This window comes from Streptomyces pallidus (ex Mingjun et al. 2026), from assembly GCF_051550185.1.
In the GTDB taxonomy this organism is placed as follows: Bacteria; Actinomycetota; Actinomycetes; order Streptomycetales; family Streptomycetaceae; genus Streptomyces.
Genome location: NZ_CP196181.1, coordinates 6,886,565 through 6,905,099, shown reverse-complemented (window position 1 = coordinate 6,905,099; position 18,535 = coordinate 6,886,565). Strand labels below are relative to the sequence as shown.

The following is an 18,535-nucleotide window of genomic DNA, read 5'->3' as shown; positions in this document are numbered from 1 at the left end:
TCACACCTCCGTTCCGCTCTGCCCGCCGAGTGCCGCCTGCGCCGCCGCGATCTCGGCGTGGACCGCCGGGCTGTGCTCCGCCAGGTGGCGCAGGACGCTGCTCATCTGGGTTCCGACGTTGACGAACGCCGTGCTCTTGCCCTGGTAGACGACGTCGTCGACGCGCCGGGCGCCGCGGTGCAGCGCGACGACCTTCCAGTCGTCGGTGAGGACCGGGGAGCCGGAGGAGCCGCCGCGGGTGTCGGTGAAGTAGCGGACGTCCTCGTCGTTCGTCTCGAAGACCAGGTTGTTGCGCAGGGCGATCCGCTTCGGCTGGCCTCCGGGGTGCTGGATGATGTTGACCGCGACGGGTTCCCCCGGTACGACCGTCAGCGGCTCGGTGGCCACCCGCAGGACGGGCCGCTCCGTCTCGCCGGCGAGCCGCAGGACCGCGTAGTCCAGGCCCGCGTCCGAGGCGAGCAGGGCTTTCGCGGCCACCTCCTCGGTCTCCGTCTCGTCGGCGCCGTAGTCGAAGCGGGACCGGGAGTTCCTGGCCTGGAGTTCCAGGTCCGCCGGATCCACGGGGGCCTGGCCGGCGGCCGTGCGGGTCCGGGCGGTCACCACGTGGTGGTTGGTGACCAGCAGGCCGGGGGCGATCAGCCAGCCCGTTCCCGAGTGCGGGTAGCCGTTCGGCTGGAGCGGGGCGCCGCCCTGGAACGGGGACACCTTGATGCGGGCCACCGAGAGGGCCGCGAGGACACCGCCCGGGAGGAACTCGTAGGGCAGGGTGTCGTCCGTGGAGACGACCTCCTCCTTGGTCTCCGCGGCCTGCGATGGCGCCGGCACGTCGGGTTCACCCGACGAGTCGCGCACCACCTCGTCGAGGGCGCGCTGGAACACGGCCCGGGGGCCCGCCTGGACGGTCTGGGCGACGGCGTTGCGCAGCCATGCCTCCAGGGGGACCGTGCCGTCCACCAACCGCTCCACCTGGTTCATCTGGTCCAGGTCCGACTGCACCTGCATGGCGGGGGCCGCCAGCATCGGCAGCACCGCCCGGTACCGCGGCATGATGCCGCTGAAGAGCAGGGGCCGCACCGCCGGATCGGCCAAACCCGCTTCCAGGGCGGCCTCTGACAGCTTGAAGACCTCGTCCGAGGTGAGGTAGGCGTCGCTCATACCGGCTCAGGCCGCTCGGGGGCCGTTCCTTTCCGCTGAGGTCGGCGGGGTGTCGGGCGGACCGGGGGTCACGGGCACGGGGGCCGTCGGACCGGAGTCGCCGTCCTCCCCGGAACCACCGTCCCCGGAACCGCCGTCCTCGCCGGGGGTGCCGGCGGCCATCGCGGCCGCCACCGCGCGGGCGAGCCCACCGCCGGGGTCCCGCAGCACCAGCAGGCGCCGGGCGACCTCGTCGAAGGAGCCGCGCGCGCGGGCCTCGCGCAGGCACCCGGCCGTGCTCAGGTGCGCGGCGCCCTCGGGGTCGGCGGCGTCGCGGAGGATCTCGCTCACCGCCGGGCTCAACTCGGGGTGCCGGGACACCACCGCGTCGATCCTCTCCGCGAGAACGTCCACGACGCCGTCAGCGTCCGGCAGGCCCACGACCCGCAGGACCCGGTCCAGAGCCGCCGGGTGCCGCCCGCCCACCCTGGCGGCGACCGTCCGGACCACGGCTGGCCGGCCGGCCAGCGCCCTGTCGGTCGGTTCCTGCAACCGCAGCACCAGACCGTCCTCGATCTCGGCGGTGCGCCCCGGGGAAGGGGCGACCCTGGCCCTGTCGCACATGGCGCTCATCGCGTCGAACTCCTTGCCGAGTGCGGCCGCGATGGCCTCCGCCTCGGCGTAGTCGTGTTCGGCCTCCTGCAGGTCCCCGTCCTCCTCGGCGAGACGCCCGGAGGCCTGCAGCAGTTCGAGCTGGGCGTCGGCGTCACGGGCCTCCTCCGCGAGGTCGGCCGCGTCCTCGGCGACGGCCCTCGCCTCCTTGAGCCGCCCGCTGCGCTCCAGGGTGGTGACGAGGAGCGGGTACAGGCGGCTGCCCGGGGTCCAGGGGCGGTGCTCCGCGAGCCTGGCCGCGGCCTGCTCGGTCAGGCCCTGCGTGAGCAGGTCCTCGACCTCCTGGGCGGTGATCCCCTCCCAGTCCTCCCGGTCCGCACCCTGCAGCACCCCCTCGGGGGTGTGGCCGCCGAGGTGCCGGCTCAGGAACGCGGCCGAGCGCGGCGCCATGTCCTCGACCGCATCGTCGAGGTGGCGTTCGACGCCGTCCTCCCACCGCTCTTCCACGGCACGCGGGTCCTCGCCCAGGCGCAGCCGGTGGTAGATCTCCTCGGCGCGCGCCGCCGGCCCCTCGCGGGCCGCGTAGTACGCCACGGCGCGCTGCCCGACCCTGCGCATGAGGTCGGTGCGGGCGGTGTCCGTCTGCCGCAGCATGATGGTGCGCAGGTCGGCGCGGTGCCGCAGGGCGCCGACGCCGGCCGGCTCCATCAGGTCGAGCCGGGCCAGCCCGCCGTACAGGCGGCGTGCCTCCGCGGCGGAGTCCACCGGCAGCCCGCAGGGCTCGGCGAGGACCTCCCGGATCAGCTCCGGGGTGATCGTCCGCAGGGCCAGGCCCGCCTGCGCGAGGGCGCGCACGTCCGGCTTGGGGATGCGGTTCAGGATGCGTCCGTACAGGGCGCCCTGGACGATCGTCCGGTCGACGTTGCGGTAGAAGCCCCGGCGCGCGGCGGGCATGCCCTCCAGGGCGTCCAGGCTGTGCATCAGGTCGCCCAGGGAGCCGGACTGCTGCTCGGCGACGGCCGCGTGCGCCGCCAGTTTGAGGCTGAGCGGGTGCCCGCCGACCCGCTCGGCCAGCGCGCGGGCCATCGCCGGGTCCGCGATGCCGCAGGACGTCAGCAGTTCCACCGCGGCCTCCGGTTCGAGCTCGCCGAGGGCGATGACGCGCGGTTCGGCGGCGCGCGCCGGGTGGTTGACGGAGGCTCGGCCCGCCACGATCCAGCGCAGCCGCGGGTACGCCTGCTGCAGGGCCGCCCACATGGCCCACAGCCGGCCGAGGACCGGGTTCGCCCGGTACTGGGCCGCCTCGAAGGAGTCGACGGCGATCACCAGGGGCGGGCCGGGGGCGCCGGCCGGGGCGCCGACGGCCTGCCGGACGAGCTCGGCGCCCCTGCGGATCAGGGCGGTCTCGCGTTCCCTCGCCAGGGTGTTGAACCGCTCGGCCGAGGCGCGCCCGGCCCCCGAGCGGGTGGTGGACAGCTGGTTCAGCTCGTCGACGGTGTTCTGCTCCTCCCGCTGGGTGCGGGCCGTCTCCTCGCACTCTCCGGCCAGGGCGTCGAACGCGGCGCGGTGGTCGGGGTACTGGATGCCCAGCTGCCGGGCCGCCTCCGCGATCAGGGACGCCGGCTCGTGGACCGAGAGGGTGGGCCGTTCGAAGTCGATGTAGGCGAAGGGGAAACCGCCCGGGACGTCGTCGCGGATGTCCAGGAGGAACGTGGCGAGCAGGGTGCTCTTGCCGATGCCGGCGAGCCCGTGGATCAGCAGCGGGGGCTGCTCGACGGGGCCGCCCGTGTCGTCGAGTGCGTACGCCCGCAGTTCCTCCAGCTCGGCGGCCCGGCCGCAGAACGGGTTCTGCACGAGGTACCGGAGCGGCTGGAGCAGGCGGGCCCGTTCCAGCCGCAGCTGCACCTGCGCGGGGTCCGGGACGCCGGTCGCGCCCGGGACCAGCGACAGCCACACGGCGGCCTGGAGGGTGTCGGCGAGCACCTCGGCGTCCTCTGCGTCCCCGGTGGCCACACCGTCCTCGGTGGCCACACCGTGCCCGGTGGCCACCGCGTCCCCGGTGTCCGGCGACGGCCGCGCCGACGGGTCGCCCGACAGGAGGGCGAGGGCGGTCCGTTCCGGTCCGGGCCCCTCGGGGACCTGGTCCAGGTTGGCCTCCAGGGCGCGGCGGGCGGCCTCGGGGCCGGCCAGCCCCCGCAGCGCCGTCTCGCGGACCTCTTCCTTCAGGGCCCAACGGGGGGCGGGGTGCGGGGCCAGGACCGTGCAGTCCTGGACGAGCGCCAGGCCCGCCCCGCCGGTCGACGCCTCCTCGCCCGGCAGCCGCAGCTTCGCCGGGTCGAAGCCGGTGAGCAGGCAGGCGGCCTCCCGGTAGGCGCGCCTGACGTCCGTCACGGGCGCCGGCTGCTGCGGGCCCGGCCCGGAGAGCAGCCGTTGGTGCAGCAGGGCGGCGAAGTCCTCGCCGGGCCTGAGGGAGCGGTGGGTGCGGACGGTGGTCTCGACCGCCTCGCACAGTCGGCGCATGTAGCTGTTCTCCCCGGGCGCCTTCGCGGCGTCGAGTACCGCCGCGACGGACAACTGCACCAGGGCGTCGAGCTCCCCCTCGTCGTCCGATACGGGCGGGTCCGTGTAGAACTGCCGGAAGAACGCCTCGACCTCGCTGGGACCGGCGGTGCGCGCCGTGTCCTGGCACACGTTCTTGCGGACGTCGTACGGCAGCTGGGGCATCGTCGGCCCGTAGCCGAGCAGCACGACACGGGGAACGGTTTCGTCGGGCCCGGGGGCGGAGTCGAAGATGGCCTGGGCCAACCGGCCGATGCAGTCCCAGACGTCGGAGTTGGCGTCGAGCCGGTCGCAGTCGTCGAGGACGAACCACAGCCGCTCCGGCACCACCGTGGCCCGGGCGACGACCTCGTGGACCGCTTCCTCCATCCAGGACTGTGGATCGTTCAACTGTGGCGTGTTCAACGGCGGTAGGGGATACCGGCGGTCCATGACGAACCCGGCGAGCCGCCGGATCACCTGCTCGGCGGTCGACGTCTGCGACAGGGTGATCCGCACGGGGCGGAACCCGCAGTGCTGGCCGAGGTACCGGATGAGGTTGTACGTGTACGAGCGGCCGCTGTCGGGCTCCCCGTCGACGGCCAGCACGGTCATGTCGGGGTCGGCGAGGAACTCCCTCAGCCGTTCGCGCAGGTCCTCGCGGTCGACGAACACCTCGGCGCCGCTCCTGAGCAGGACGGCGAGGAAGGGGTCCTGGTCCGAGACGTGGACCCGCCGGTCCTCCTCCAGCCTCGCCAGGAACTCCTCGGCCTTCTCGACGGCCGGGAGGGGGACCATTTCGGCGCGAGTGAGCAGGACCGTCAGCAGGAAGACCTGCGAATCGATGGTCGCCCGCGAGGCGCGGACGAGGTTCTCCGCGTTCACCTGGGCCACCGGGGTCAGTTCCAGGGAGCCGACGAACTTCTCGGAGAACCCGCACCCCGTCAGCCGGTTGTGGGGGTCCGTGGTATCGAGGAGGTGGTCCCGCACCCAGTCGGTGACCAGGGTCCAATCCGTGTCCCTGAGCGGCATACCGCACCTACCGGGCTGCCCGCAGGGGGCAGCGGACAGATCGACTGGTTCTGGTGGTACCTGTCATGGTTTCACCCCGTCTGTTACGTGGCAAGGCCGCCGAACAGCGCACGGACGGGCTCCCGGACCGGACCGGTCGCGAGGTACTCGCGGGCTCCGTGGTGGTTGCCGCTGGTGTTGAGGACCAGGTGGTCCGAGACGAGGTGGACCGGGGCGTACTCGGGGCGCAGCGTGTGGTCCAGCGCCACCAGGTCCCGCAGGTCCGAGGCGTTGCGCCACAGGGCGAGCCCGTCGGGGACCGCGGGCGGCCCGGCCAGCACGTCCTGGACCTCGGTGATCGCGAGCGGCGAGCCGATGGTCACGAACAGGTCGACGCGGCGCGGTTCCTCGGCGAGGACCTCGTACGCGGCGATGCTGCCGAGGCTGTGCCCGACGACGACCAGCGGGGCGCCGGCTCCGGCGCCCTGGCGCGCCTGGTCGAGGGCCTGCCGGACCACGTCGCGGATGGCCGGTCCGACGCCGCCGAAGAAGTAGGCGTGGACGTCCTTGAAGGTGTGCTCGACCAGCAGCCGGAACAGCCGGGTGCGGGCGGACGCGGGCAGCGGGAACGCCTCCGGCCCGCCCGCGGCGCCGACGGGCGGGCCGCCGTCCTCGGCGAGCGCCTCGGCGAGGTAGCCCATGTCCCGCAGCCAGCCGGCCAGCGGCTCGTCCGCGCCCGCCGCGGCCCCTGCCCCGGCAGCCGTCCCTGCCCCGGCTCCGGTGTCCGCTGCGCCCGCTTCGGTACCGCCGGCGCGCACCGCGGTGCCGGCGCGCGCCTCGGCGAGGGTCCGCGTCACGAACTCCTCGGTCGGCTCCACGGCCCGGGCCGCAGGCCCCCGGGTCTCCTCGACGGGTACGGCGCCGCCATCCAGGGGGTCGGCCTGCCCGTCGGGCAACGGGTGCGGGTGGAGCAGCGACGCCCAGTAGGCCATGCGCGAGGCACTGCCCATGTCGACGCCGAAGAGCGCCCTGTCCCACTGGGACTTGAGCAGGTCTTCGCGCGGTTTGTTCCCGTTGCCGTGGACGTAGACGATCCGGGGTTCCATTGCGCCTCCCGCGCCGCAGCACGGATGCCGGTCACCGCCAGTATTGGCCGGTCAACGGCAGGCCGCCAGTCGGTCCGGCCGTTGCTCCGCTTGACAACCCGCCGGTCGACCCGCATGGCGGCAGGCCCCGATGCCATCGGGCGCGGTCGCGGCTCCGGCGGGTCACGCATTCGGCCGCCCGGGGGCCGCCCGCCCGGGTCGGCCCCCGATCGGGCGTCGCTGCGGGCCGCGGGGTTCGGCCGCCGTCCTGCCGCGGAACGCATCCCCGAGGAATCCCCATCCCCGCCCCGAGGAGGAGCTCATGGCCACCGGTCTGTCCATCCACGTCGGACTCAACCAGGTCGACCCCGCCAAGTACAACGGCTGGGACGGACAGCTCACGGCGTGCGAGAACGACGCCCGCGACATGGCGGAGCTGGCCCGCGCGGCCGGCTTCCAGGACACGGTGCTGCTCACCGAGCAGGGCACCGTCGGGAACATCACCACCGAGCTGCGCAAGGCCGCCCGCAAGCTCCAGGACGGCGACATCCTGCTGTTCACCTACTCCGGGCACGGCGGCCAGATGCCCGACACCGAGGGCGACGAACCGGACGAGCTCGACGAGACCCTGGTGTTCTACGACCGCGAGTTCCTCGACGACGAGCTGAAGCGCGAGTTCCGCCGCTTCTCCCCCGGGGTCCGCATCTTCTCCCTGCTCGACTGCTGCCACAGCGGCACCGCCACGGAGGTCCCGGGAGCCGGCGACGGGAACGGCGGGGCGGCGCCCCGGGTCATGCCCGTACTGCGCCAGCAGCAGGTGTTCGAGCAGAACAAGGAGTTCTACCAGAACCTCCAGCGCGAGTTGCGGAAGGAGGGCGACGGGGCGGCACACGGCAGCGTGCTGATCTCCGCCTGCCAGGACGACCAGGTCGCCATGGACGGCAGCGCGAACGGTGCGTTCACCGCGGCCCTGCTGCGCGTGTGGGACGAGGGCGCCTTCAACGGGGCCTACCAGGACTTCCACCGCAGCATCAAGGAACGGCTGCCGCGCTCGCAGGTGCCCAACTTCCACACGACGGGCAGCCCGGGGGCCGATTTCCTCGCGCAGAAGCCCTTCACCGTCTGAGCCGACCGTACGGGCGCCGCCCCCGCGGGGGCGAGGAGCACCGGCGCTCCGGGCGGGGCGCGTCGGCACTACCCTGCCCGCGGACGCGGTCCGGCGCCAACCGCACCGGCTCCTGACGCCGCCGCCCCTGACGAAAGGCTCCCCGCATGAGAATCCTCACCGTCGGCGCCGGCGCCGTGGGCGGCTGGTTCGGCGCCCAGCTCGACCGGGCCGGACACGACGTCACCTTCCTCGTGCGGCCCCCGCGGGCCGCGGCCCTGCGCGCCCGCGGGCTGCGGGTGACCGGGCTCGGCGAGGAGACGGCCCTGGAACCGCGGTTGGTGACCGCCGACGAGCTGGCGCAGACGTACGACCTCGTCCTGCTGTCGGTGAAGTCCACGGCCCTCGACCGCGCGGCCAAGGACCTCGCCCCGGCGGTCGGCCGGCGGACCACGATCCTGCCCCTGCTCAACGGCATGGCCCACCTCGACCGGCTCGGGGAGCTCTTCGGCCGCAGGGCGGTCCTCGGCGGCGTCGCCAAGGTGGTCACCACCCTCGGCGAGCACGGTGACGTCGTCCGCCTGGCGCCGCCGAACGCGATCCTGACCGGCGAGCTCGACGGCGCGCCCTCGGGCCGCGTGGAGGCCGTACGCGCCCTGCTGACCGGGGCGGGCGTCGACAGCCCCGACACCCCCGACATCACCGCCGCCATGTGGCACAAGTGGGTCTTCATCACCACCCTCGGCGCCTCCACCTGTCTGATGCGCGGCTCCGTCGGCGAGTTCACCGCCGTCCCCGGCGGCCCCGAGCTGGCCCGGGACCTGCTCGCCGAGGCCGCGGCCGTGTCGGCGGCCGCCGGGTACCCCGTACCGGCCGCCGAACTCGACTTCACCGCGCGGACGGTGACCACGCCCGGGTCGCGGCTCACCCCCTCCATGTACCGGGACGTGCTCGCCGGCCGACCCACCGAGGTCGAGCACGTCCTCGGCGACCTGGTGGCCCGCGCACGGGCCCTGGGCGTGCCCACCCCGCTGCTGGACCTGGCCACGCTGAACCTGCGGGTGCACCAGCACCGGGCGGCCCGGCCGGCACGTCAGGAGCCCGGCGGGTGACCTTCCGTCCGGCCCGTCGTTGAACAGGGCGGTCAAGCGAAGTGCACCCGCGCAGTCCCGGGCCCCCGCGGGGGTCCGGGACTTCGTGCTGTCGGGAGCGGCGGGGCGGACCCGCAGGTCCGCGCAGGCCGTGCGCTCGGCCACTCGGGTGACAAGGGATGATCCCGGGCCGGTCGACAGTTGATCAGCTCGTCCCGCCGGGGGCACCCACCATGTGACAGTGCGACAGAAGGATCCTCCCCATGCTCAAGAAGCTCATGGCTGACGAGACCCTCTCGCACATCCTGGACAACATCCCGGTCCTCTCCGGCAACCTCTCCGCCGGCAGCTGATCCCCGCGGCGCGACCGCGGACACCCCGCACCGCAACCGCGCCGCACTGCGAGGCAACGCACCACGACAGGGCCCGTACGCCATCCCCGCGTACGGGCCCTGTCCGCAGCCCGGCAAAGCTTCTGGTCTAGACCTTGACAGGTTCAGACCATTTCGCTTGAGTGACGGCACGTGCCGCCCCACCGGCAGTTCCCCCCACTCAAGGAGCAGTTGCGTGATACGTCGCCTTCGCCGCCGCACCCTCGCCCTGGCCTCGGCAGCCGCCGCCGCCCTCGGCCTCGCGGCCGCCCTCCCCGCCTCCCCCGCCAGCGCCTCCCCCGCCGCCGCGACCGCCGCGGCCTGCGCCGCTCCGTGGTCCTCCTCGACCGTCTACACCGGAGGCACGAACGCCTCCCACGCCGGCCACAACTGGCGGGCCAGGTGGTGGACCCAGGGCGAGACCCCGGGCACCACCGGCGAGTGGGGCGTCTGGTCCGACCTCGGTACCTGCGGCACCGGCGGCGGCACCGACCCGGGGAACCCGTCCGGATTCGTGGTCTCCGAGGGCCAGTTCCAGCAGATGTTCCCGAACCGGAACCCCTTCTACACGTACGGCGGGTTGGTGGCGGCGCTGTCCGCGTACCCGGCCTTCGCCGGTACGGGCGACGACACCACCCGCAAGCGCGAGGCGGCCGCCTTCCTCGCCAACGTCTCGCACGAGACGGGCGGCCTCGTCCACATCGTCGAGCAGAACACCGCCAACTACCCCCACTACTGCGACGCGGGCCGGCCGTACGGCTGCCCGGCCGGACAGGCCGCCTACTACGGACGCGGGCCCATCCAGCTGAGCTGGAACTTCAACTACAAGGCCGCCGGCGACGCCCTCGGCATCAACCTGCTCGCCAACCCGTACCTGGTGGAGCAGGATCCGGCCGTCGCCATGAAGACGGCGCTGTGGTACTGGAACACCCAGAACGGCCCCGGCACGATGACCGCCCACGCGGCGATGGTGAACGGCGCCGGCTTCGGCGAGACGATCCGCTCCATCAACGGGGCCCTGGAATGCAACGGCGGCAACCCCGCCCAGGTCCAGAGCCGGGTGAACGCCTACCGGAGCTTCACCGCACTGCTGGGCGTCACCCCGGGCGAGCACCTTGCCTGCTGACGGCCGGACTCAGCGGATCCGCAGGGCGGTGGCCAGCTGGGCCCGGGAGCGCACCTCCAGCTTCTGGTAGATCCGGGTCAGCCGGGCCTCGACGGTCTTGACGCTGACGAACAGCTTGGCGGCCGCCTCCTGGTTGCTGGCCCCCTCGGCCACCAGCAGCGCCAGCCGGGCCTCCGCCCCGGTCAGCGCGGCCAGCGCCACGGCCGGGCCCGCCTCGGCGGGCACCGGCTCCCGCCCCTCGCCGGCCAGCTCCGCCCACGGCTTCGCCCCGGCCCGCGCGAACACCTCGGCGGCCGTACGGAGGGCGGTGCGCGCGGGGGCTCGGCGACGGCGACGGCGCTCCACCCGGGCGAGGGCGAGCAGCGTACGGCCGTGCTCCACGGGCAGCCCGAGGCCCTCGAAGCGCGCGGCGGTGTCCCGGAGCAGTTCCACCGCCGCGGCGGCGTCGCCGTGCGCGGACAGGACGAGCCCGCGGGCCCGGTCGAGGGCGGCGAGCACCGGGGCGCGGTCGAGGGCGGCGGCGACCGCCCGGACCTCGTCGATCAGCTCCGCGGCCGCGTCGGGCGCGTCGGCGGCGACGAGGGCCTCGGCCAGTTCGCCGTGCCAGCGCAGGACGGACGGGTCGACGACCTGCTGGGCGGCTTCGAGTTCGGCGACCCGGCGCAGGGTGGCGACGGCCTTCGCGGCCTCTCCCGTCGCGAGCTCGACCAGGCCGAGCGCGTACAGGCTGCGCGACAGGAACACCTGGTCGTGCTCCTCCTCCGAGGCCTGGATGCCGCGGCGGGCGTATCCGGCCGCGCGGGCGAAACTGCCGCCCAGGGCCTCGGCCATCGCGGCCACGTACCAGGCGGGGCCGGGTGAGAGGCCCGCCTCGATGGTGAGCTCCAGGGCGCGGCGGGCGTGCGCGGAGGCGACCCGGCAGCGGCCGCGGCGCTGTTCGACCTCGGTGAGGCTGCGCAGCACCTCGAAGACGTCCTCGGCGGAGCCCGTCCGTTGGACGGCGGGCAGCAGGACGAGCAGCTGGCGGCGGGCGTCGTCGAGCCGGTCGTCGAACAGGGCGTGCCGGACGGCCAGGTACTGCGGCGCGTTGCGCATGCCGAGGGGCACCTCGGGCGCCGGCAGGGCGAGGGCTTCGGCCAGGATGTCCTCGGCGTCCGGGTCGCCGAGGATGCGGCCCATGCGGGCCCGGACGGTGAGGGCCATGGCCTCGGCCGTGGTGTCGCCGCCCAGGGCGGCGAGCCGGCCGGCCTCGGCGGCGGCGTCGCGGGAGCGGACGGGGTCGCCGTCGCTGAGGTTGTGCTTCCAGGCGACCCGGAGTTGGACGGCGGCCTGCAGGGCGGGGTCGCCCTCGGCCTCGTCCATGGCGTGGGCGAAGGTCTCGTCGAGGGTGCCCAGTGCCTGGCCGGCGGCGTCGATGACGGCCAGCCGGGAGCGGACCCGGTCGGAGGGGGAGGCGTCCCGGGCGAGCACGGCGCGGGTGGCGCGACGGGCGAGGTCGGCGCGGCCCGCCCAGCCGGCGTCCTCGGCGGCGGCGACGAGGCGGGCCAGTTCGTCCCCGGGCCGGTCGGCGGGGGTCCGCTCGGCGGCGAGCAGGCCGAGCTCGGCGGCGAGGGCGCGCTGGCCGCGTCGCCGGCATACGGCCGCGGCCCGGGTGATCTCGGCGGCGAGCCACTCGTCGGGGGCGTCCACGGCGAGCGCCCGGTGGCGTACGGCCTGGACGGGGTCGTCGACGGCGGCGGCGAGCGCGGCGTGCCCGGCGGCGCGCTCGGGCCAGCCGGCGTCGGCGGCGAGGGCCATGGGCAGGGCGCCGGCGGTGAAGGCGACCGTGCCGTCCTCCCCCACGGTGACGAGCGCGGCCCGTTCGGCCTCGGCGAGCTCGGCCTCGGCGTCGGGTCGGCCGGCGCGGCGCAGCAGGGCGGTGGTGGGGCGGGCGGCGAGGGCGGCGAGCAGCAGGGTGCGGCGGGCCTCGGCTGGTGCTTCGGCGAGGAGCCGGCGGGCGACCTCACGGGCCTGGCCGGACAGGGGCAGGGTGTCGGCGTGGTGGGCGCCGCCGTCGCGGTTGCCGGCGGCTTCGGCGAGGGAGCGGCCGAGGGCGAGGGCGAGGCGGGGGTTGCCGCCACTGGCCTGGTGGACGCGGCCGGCGATGCGGGCGGGCAGGCCGTGGCGGACGAGGAGTTCGGCCACTTCGTCGGCGCCGAGCGGGGGGATGCGCACCGCGGGGGTGCCGGGGCCGCTCAGGGGCTCGGCGACCGGGGTGCCGCCCTGGACGCACTCGGCGACGAGGACCCGGACGCCGGGCGGGGTCAGGCGCAGGGCGAAGCGGAGCAGGTCGACGGTCTCCGGGTCGAGCCACTGCGCGTTGTCGAGGACGAGGAGGACGGGGCTGCGTTCCGCGAGGGTGCGCAGCACCTCGACGACGGCGAGGCGGAGCGCGACGTGGTCGCGGCCGGCGCGCGGGGTGTCCGCCTCGCGGCGCAGCAGGGCGATGGCGGTGCGCTGGGGTCCGGAGAGCCGTTCCAGGGCGGCGCACGGGACGGAGGCGAGGAGGGCGGCGGCGGAGGCCTCGGGGATCCACCGGTCGGCGGCTTCGGGGGCGAGGGTGAGCACGGTCTCGCGGCGGGCCTCGGCGGCGGCCGCGACGGCGGCGGCCAGCTCGGTCTTGCCCGCGCCGGCGGGTCCGGTGATCAGGGCGCGCCCGTGCGCGGTCAGGGCGTGTTCGACCGCCTTGACCAGTTCACCGTGTCCGACCGTCGTGTCGGCCCGCCCCGTCGGCGCCACCACGCACAGCCACCCGCCTTTCGCTCCCCTGTGGCTTTCCTGTGAGAGGCGAGAATACGAGGTCGGGTGCCGTGTCGACACGGATTGTGACGCAGAATTCATCGAGCAGCGGCAAAGCCCTGCGGAGCGACCTGACCCGGGGGTTCAGCCGCTCCGCAGGGTTACACGATCCGGACTTCTCGGTACGGACTGGCGGTCTCTCAGAACACGAGGTTCCAGGAGTCGATGAAGCCGGTGTCGCCGGCGGCGTTGTCGTTGACCCGGAGCTTCCAGGTGCCGTTCGCGACCTCGGAGGAGGCGTTCACGGTGTACTGCTGGTTGATGTTGGCGGTGCCGCCACCGGCGCGGTTGTGCAGGGTGTAGACGGAGCCGTCGGGGGCGACCAGGTCGACCTTCAGGTCACCGATGTAGCTGTGCTTGATGTCGACGCCCACCTTGAGGGTGGCCGGGGCGTTGCCGGCGACACCGCTGACGGTGATCGGGCTCTCCACGGTCGCGTTGTCGCTGATCGTGTAGTTGATGGTGTTCTCGAGGACCGGGGTGGTCGGCGTCGAGGTCACGGCGTTGACGGTGGCGGCGGCGTCCGCGAGGCCGCTGCCGCAGCCGCCGGTGCAGGTGCCGGCCAGCGGGCGGGCGTTGGCCTTGATGGCCGTCTCGACCTGCGCCGGGGTCAGCGAGGGCTTGGCGGAGACCACGAGCGCGGCGAGGCCCGCGATGTGCGGGGCGGCCATGCTGGTGCCCTGGTAGGGCTTGTAGTTCTCGGCGCCGGGGGTGGTGGTGCCCGCGTTCAGCGTGGAGAGGATGCCGTTCTCGGGGGTGGTGATGGTGCCGGGCGTGTCGGTGGCGCGGCGGGTCTCACCGCCCGGGGCGGAGACGTCGACCTTCGCTCCGTAGTTGGAGTAGAAGGAGCGGTCGCCCGTGCGGTTGCTGGCGGCCACGGTGATGACGTTGTTGCAGCTGGCGGGCGAGAAGCCGGCCGCGTCCGCGTTGCTGTTGCCGGCGGCCACGACGACGGTGGTGCCGCGGGCGACGGCCGCGTTGATCGCGTTCTGGTAGCTGGTGGTGCAGGCGCCGGAGCCGCCGAGGCTCATGTTGATGACCTTGGCCGGGGTGGCGTTGGCCGGGACGCCTGCGACGGTGCCGCCGGAGGCCCAGGTGATGGCGTCGACGATGTCCGAGGTGGTGCCGCCGCACTTGCCGAGGACGCGGACGGGCTGGATCTTCGCGTTGTACGCGATGCCCGCGACACCCTTGGAGTTGTTGGTGGCCGCGGCGATGGTGCCCGCGACGTGGGTGCCGTGCCAGGAGGAGTCGCTGGCCCGGGAGCCGGTGCCGCACTCGCCGGCGGCGCTCCAGTCGCCCTGGTCGGCCGGGTTGCTGTCGCGGCCGTTGCCGTCGCGGGCGGCGGTGGAGTCGCTGATGAAGTCGTAGCCGGCGACGACGTTCGGGGCGACGTCGGAGTGCGCCACGTAGCCGGTGTCGATCACGGCGACGGTGACGCCGGAGCCGGTGGTCTTGTCCCAGGCCGCAGGAACGTTCATGCCGGCGGTGGGCTCGAAGAGGTCCCACTGCTTGGCGTACTCGGTGTCGTTCGGCAGGGCCATCGCGTAGGCGCGGCTGTCCGGCTCGACGTAGGCGACGTCCGGGTCGTTGCGGAACTGGGCCATCAGGTCGGCCGCGTCCTTCGGGGCGGTGGCACCGCCGAGGCTGACGAGCGCGGCACCGGTGCCGAGGCGGCGGTCGAAGCTGGCCTTCTTGCCGGCCTTCTTCCCCTTGGCGGCGGCGTCGTCCGCGGCGGCCTTGTTGGAGCTGGCCTCGGAGGCGGTCGACTTGTAGCCGACGATCAGGTTCTCGACCGGCGCGGAGGCCGGGGCGGCGGGCGCGCCGGGGGCCGGGAGGGCCGCGGCGGCGGAGGGCGCCGGCGCGGGGCCCGCGCCGGGCAGGGCCACGGAAGCGGTGGCGGAGCCGGCCAGCAGGGTGACGGATATCGCCGCCACGGATATCAGCCTGCGTCGCGTTGAGTGCACGGTGTTCCCTTTCGCGGGCCGTTTCCGGGCAGGCCGGAGCGGCCGGTCGGGCTGTGTGGGAGGTGGGTCGGCGACTACGGGGCCGGGGCGGGCTGGTCAGTTCCGCACCGGCCACCGCTGCTCGCCGCGTTGCCCCGGCCGCGTCGGCGGGGCGGGGGCAACGGCGGTGCGGGCGATCGACCCTGTCGCACGGCTTCGCACCATGTGGGGTTGGGGCGGGGGCCTTTCGGGGGAAGATCGCCGGTGGGCAGACAGTAGGCAACGCGGGGATGAACTCGATACGGGGAAAACCCTTGTCCACCCCCTGTCGACCCGTCCGTACCCTAGTGCACGGGGTGCAGCCTGCGGAAATAGGTCCAGCTGGTCTCGTTCGGCGCTGACCATTCCTCCGGTGCGCGGGCGAACTCGGGGTGGTGGGCAGCGATGTACGCCCGGGTCCGCTCGGGCACCTCCTCGTACCCGTCGAGCTTGCGCCCGCGGCAGTGGAAGGCGAGTCCGCCGGGCCGCTGCCCCTGTGCCATCCAGGGCAGCCACGGGGACATCCGCATCCAGGACATGGTGCACGGGACGCTGGGGGCGTCGGTGGTGAGCACCGTCTCCGGGGCGAAGAACTGGAAGAGCTCCAGCGCCCGGTAGGTGTCGCCGGCGGAGTGGCGGGGGTAGTCGGCGACGGGCAGCGGCGAGGGGTAGGCGAGCGGGATCTCCAGGCTGAAGCAGACCTGGTCGCCGAGCCGGGTGAGCGGGATCGGGAAGGGGCGCAGCTGGAGGTTGGCGGGGTCGTTCCAGACGTGGACGACCGGGTTCCCCTCCCATTCGTCCAGGATGTCCCGTGTGTTGGGGTCCAGGTAGAACGCGGCCTCCCTGGCGAGGAGCCGGTACCCGCCGCCCTCCTCGTCCGCCACCAGCCGGGTGACGCCCAGGCCCTCGAAGCCGAACAGGCGGCGGTAGGGCTCGTCCGGGGCCCAGGAGTGGACGTCCCCGGACCAGTGGAAGACCACCTCGGCGCCGTCGAGCGAGGCGCGGGTGCGGGCGAAGGCGTGCAGGAGCTCAAGCGGTGTCATCCGGGTACTGTGCGCGGCCGTCCGCAGCCCGGGCAAGGGGGCGCGGCGCCGCCGTCCGGCCGACATGCGGATGGCAGGTTGACGCTGCGGCAGGCAGCGGCGACCGTACCCCGCATGGTGAAAAGGAATGAGCGCCACCTCCTCGCGCTGCTGGTCTGCCTGGTGCTGGGCGCCGGGCTGCTCGCGGCCGTCCTGGGCGCCTCGCACCTCCGGGGTCCCCAGCGGGCCGCCGCGGACGGCGCGGGCGACTCCGTGGACGTGCGGGAGGTGCCGCCCGGGCCGGCCGAGCCGGCACCGGTCGGGCCGGACGCCTCGACGGGCACGGTGACGGTGGACTGCGGGCGCAACGAGGAGCGCCACTACAACGAGGACAACCTGGTGGTATCCCCGGGGCTGCACGGCGGCGCGCACCACACCCACGCGTACGTGGGGAACCTGTCCGCCGACGCACGGTCGACCGATGCCGCGCTGGCCGCCGCCGCGACCAGCTGCCGCGGCGGCGACCGGTCCACGTACTACTGGCCGGTCCTGCGCCGCACGGACCGGCCGGGCACGCGCCCGTACGAGCTGACCGCGGGCCACGGCAACGCGGGCGAGGTCCTGACCGAGGCCTCGGTGTCGGTGGAGTTCCACGGGAACGCGGCGAGCAAGGTCGTGCCGATGCCGCGCTTCCTGCGCGCGGTGACCGGCGACGCCGTGGCCCTCACCGCGCGCAGCGACGCCGACGTCCGGGCCCGGTGGGGCTGTTCCGGCCTGCCCGACCGGTCCACCACCCAGTACCCGCGCTGCCCGGAAGGCGACCGGGTCACCCGTACGCTCGCCTTCCCCAGCTGCTGGAACGGGCTCGACGGGGACAGCGCGAACCACCGCTCGCACCTGGTCTTCCCCGCCGCGAACGGCGTGTGCCCCAAGGACTCCTTCCCGGTGCCGCAGCTGCGCGTCCGGCTGGCCTACGACGTGGCGCCGGGAACGCCCCTCGCCGTCGACTCCTTCCCCGAGCAGCGGCACAGCCCGCGGACCGACCACGCCATGTTCGTCAACGCGATGACGGACGCGCAGATGGCCGCGGTCGTGGACTGCCTCAACGAGGGCCGCACCTGCCGCACCTGAGGCACCGCCGACTGTGGCGCAGCTCACATGAACCGCCCGCCGTCGCACCGCGTGTTCTGACCGCACGACTCGGCGAGGAAGACGGAGAGAAGGTGCAATGGCCGGACCACTGTGGCCCCGTACGCGGCGGGGCTCGACCGACGAGGCCTTGATCAGGTCGGTCTACGAGGAGCACGGCCATGCCCTGCTGGCGTACGCCACCCGCCTGACCGGGGACCGGGCGACCGCCGAGGACGTCGTCCAGGAGACCCTCATCAGGGCCTGGCGGCACTCGGAGGCGCTGGTCAACGGGAAGGGATCGGTGCGGGGCTGGCTGCTCACGGTCGCCCGCAACATCATCACCGACCGCTACCGGGCCAAGGCCGCCCGCCCGCAGGAGGTGTCCGGCGAGGCCGCCGCACCCCCGGTCGAGGTGGACCACGCCGACTCGGTCGTGGACACCATGACCGTGCTCGGCGCGCTCGACCAGCTGTCCCCGGAACACCGGGACGTGTTGAAGGAGTTGTACTACCGGCAACTCACTGTGGCCGAGGCGGCCGACAGCCTCGGCATCCCGGCCGGTACGGTCAAATCACGCTCGCACTACGCACTCAAGGCATTGCGCGAGGTGTTCAGGCAAAACGGTGCCAAGGAGGGCAATCGAATGGGCAGGCCGCCCCAGCAGCCCGCCGGACTGCGGCAGGTGGTGGCATGAACCGGCAGCAATACGAGCACGAGGTGGAACTCCTCGGCCCGTACGTTCTCGGCGTCCTGGACCCGGGGGACGTCAGCCGGGTCGAGGCGCACGTGAGCGGCTGCGTGCGCTGCCGGGAGGAGGTGGCCGCATTGCGTGAGATGGAAGCCGCGCTGGGCGAGGTGCCCCCGGAGGCGTTCCTCGACGGACCGCCGCAGGGCGGCGACCTGATGCTCCAGCGCACGCTGCGGCAGGTGCGCGCGGAGGCGACCGCCGACCGGCGCCGCCGACTGGGGCTGGCCGGACTGGCCGCGGCCGCCTCGCTGGCCGCGGTGTTCTGGGCCGGGGCCCAGCTGGGCGGCTCCGACGGCCAGGCCGTCGCCCAGCCGCCCGGGCCGGGACCGGGGATCACGGCGGCGCCGTCCCCGCCGCCGGCCGGGACCCGGGTCGCCTCCGCGACCGATGCGGGGACCGGGGCGCGGATGACCGTTCAGGTCACCCCCGCCGCGAAGTGGGTGCGGGTGCACGCGGCCGTGACCGGGGTGCCGCCCGGTGAACGGTGCCGGCTGGTCGTGGTGTCGCGGGACGGCAGGCGGAGCACCGCCGGCACCTGGATCGTCGGCAGCCAGGCGGGCGGCGAGGCGAAGGGGGCCGCGCTGGACGGTTCGGCGTGGGTGGACCCCGCGGACGTCAAGGAGGTGCTGGTGGAGAACGAGGCGGGGAAGATGTTCGTCTCGGTACCGGTGCCTGCGGCCGCCTGAGCCGTCACCGCCTCCTCCCCGGGGGAGTCCGGCCCGCCGACGCGGGCCGGAC

The 18,535-nt window shown here is 74.3% G+C and carries 12 protein-coding genes; 6 read left to right on the top strand and 6 right to left on the bottom strand.

Features of this window, described 5'->3' with window-relative positions:
* The 3 genes from ACSHWO_RS30735 to ACSHWO_RS30725 all read right to left on the bottom strand — a co-directional run bounded on the left by ACSHWO_RS30735 (window position 1) and on the right by ACSHWO_RS30725 (window position 6,401).
* Window positions 1–1,155: a trypsin-like peptidase domain-containing protein gene (locus tag ACSHWO_RS30735; protein WP_438317022.1), complete on the bottom strand. Its 1,155-nt coding sequence runs from the start codon at window positions 1,153–1,155 to the stop codon at window positions 1–3.
* Between the two features lie 6 nt (window positions 1,156–1,161).
* Window positions 1,162–5,316, bottom strand: coding sequence for an AAA family ATPase (locus ACSHWO_RS30730; RefSeq protein WP_438317019.1), 4,155 nt, complete (start codon window positions 5,314–5,316; stop codon window positions 1,162–1,164).
* A gap of 83 nt (window positions 5,317–5,399) precedes the next feature.
* Entirely contained in the window at window positions 5,400–6,401 is a 1,002-nt protein-coding gene (locus tag ACSHWO_RS30725; RefSeq protein WP_438317016.1) for a hypothetical protein, read from the bottom strand.
* Window positions 6,402–6,702: 301 nt separating this feature from the next.
* On the opposite strand from ACSHWO_RS30725, the gene ACSHWO_RS30720 reads away from it, so the two are divergent.
* The 3 genes from ACSHWO_RS30720 (at window position 6,703) to ACSHWO_RS30710 (ending at window position 10,073) form a co-directional block, all read left to right on the top strand.
* Window positions 6,703–7,506, top strand: a complete 804-nt coding sequence (locus tag ACSHWO_RS30720) for a caspase family protein (RefSeq protein WP_438317013.1) — start codon at window positions 6,703–6,705, stop codon at window positions 7,504–7,506.
* 146 nt (window positions 7,507–7,652) lie between these two features.
* Window positions 7,653–8,597, top strand: coding sequence for a ketopantoate reductase family protein (locus ACSHWO_RS30715; RefSeq protein ID WP_438317010.1), 945 nt, complete (start codon window positions 7,653–7,655; stop codon window positions 8,595–8,597).
* A 546-nt stretch (window positions 8,598–9,143) separates the two neighbouring features.
* Window positions 9,144–10,073: a glycoside hydrolase family 19 protein gene (locus ACSHWO_RS30710; protein ID WP_438317007.1), complete on the top strand. Its 930-nt coding sequence runs from the start codon at window positions 9,144–9,146 to the stop codon at window positions 10,071–10,073.
* 9 nt (window positions 10,074–10,082) lie between these two features.
* On the opposite strand, the gene ACSHWO_RS30705 is transcribed toward ACSHWO_RS30710, so the two are convergent.
* The 3 genes from ACSHWO_RS30705 to ACSHWO_RS30695 form a co-directional block, all read right to left on the bottom strand.
* A complete protein-coding gene (locus tag ACSHWO_RS30705; protein ID WP_438317004.1) occupies window positions 10,083–12,854 on the bottom strand; it encodes an AAA family ATPase in 2,772 nt (923 codons plus the stop codon).
* A 197-nt stretch (window positions 12,855–13,051) separates the two neighbouring features.
* Window positions 13,052–14,848: a S8 family peptidase gene (locus ACSHWO_RS30700; RefSeq protein WP_361086231.1), complete on the bottom strand. Its 1,797-nt coding sequence runs from the start codon at window positions 14,846–14,848 to the stop codon at window positions 13,052–13,054.
* Window positions 14,849–15,201: 353 nt separating this feature from the next.
* Window positions 15,202–15,939: a DUF1838 family protein gene (locus ACSHWO_RS30695; protein WP_438317001.1), complete on the bottom strand. Its 738-nt coding sequence runs from the start codon at window positions 15,937–15,939 to the stop codon at window positions 15,202–15,204.
* A gap of 114 nt (window positions 15,940–16,053) precedes the next feature.
* Here ACSHWO_RS30695 and ACSHWO_RS30690 point away from each other — a divergent pair, with 114 nt between their 5' ends.
* The 3 genes from ACSHWO_RS30690 (at window position 16,054) to ACSHWO_RS30680 (ending at window position 18,483) form a co-directional block, all read left to right on the top strand.
* Window positions 16,054–17,049: a DUF1996 domain-containing protein gene (locus ACSHWO_RS30690; protein ID WP_438316998.1), complete on the top strand. Its 996-nt coding sequence runs from the start codon at window positions 16,054–16,056 to the stop codon at window positions 17,047–17,049.
* A gap of 97 nt (window positions 17,050–17,146) precedes the next feature.
* On the top strand, window positions 17,147–17,743 hold the full coding sequence (locus tag ACSHWO_RS30685; protein ID WP_438316995.1) for a sigma-70 family RNA polymerase sigma factor: 597 nt from the start codon (window positions 17,147–17,149) through the stop codon (window positions 17,741–17,743).
* Complete coding sequence (locus tag ACSHWO_RS30680) at window positions 17,740–18,483, top strand: anti-sigma factor family protein (RefSeq protein WP_438316992.1); 744 nt, start codon at window positions 17,740–17,742, stop codon at window positions 18,481–18,483. Before ACSHWO_RS30685 ends, ACSHWO_RS30680 begins: the two co-directional genes overlap by 4 nt.
* Window positions 18,484–18,535 lie beyond the last annotated feature (52 nt).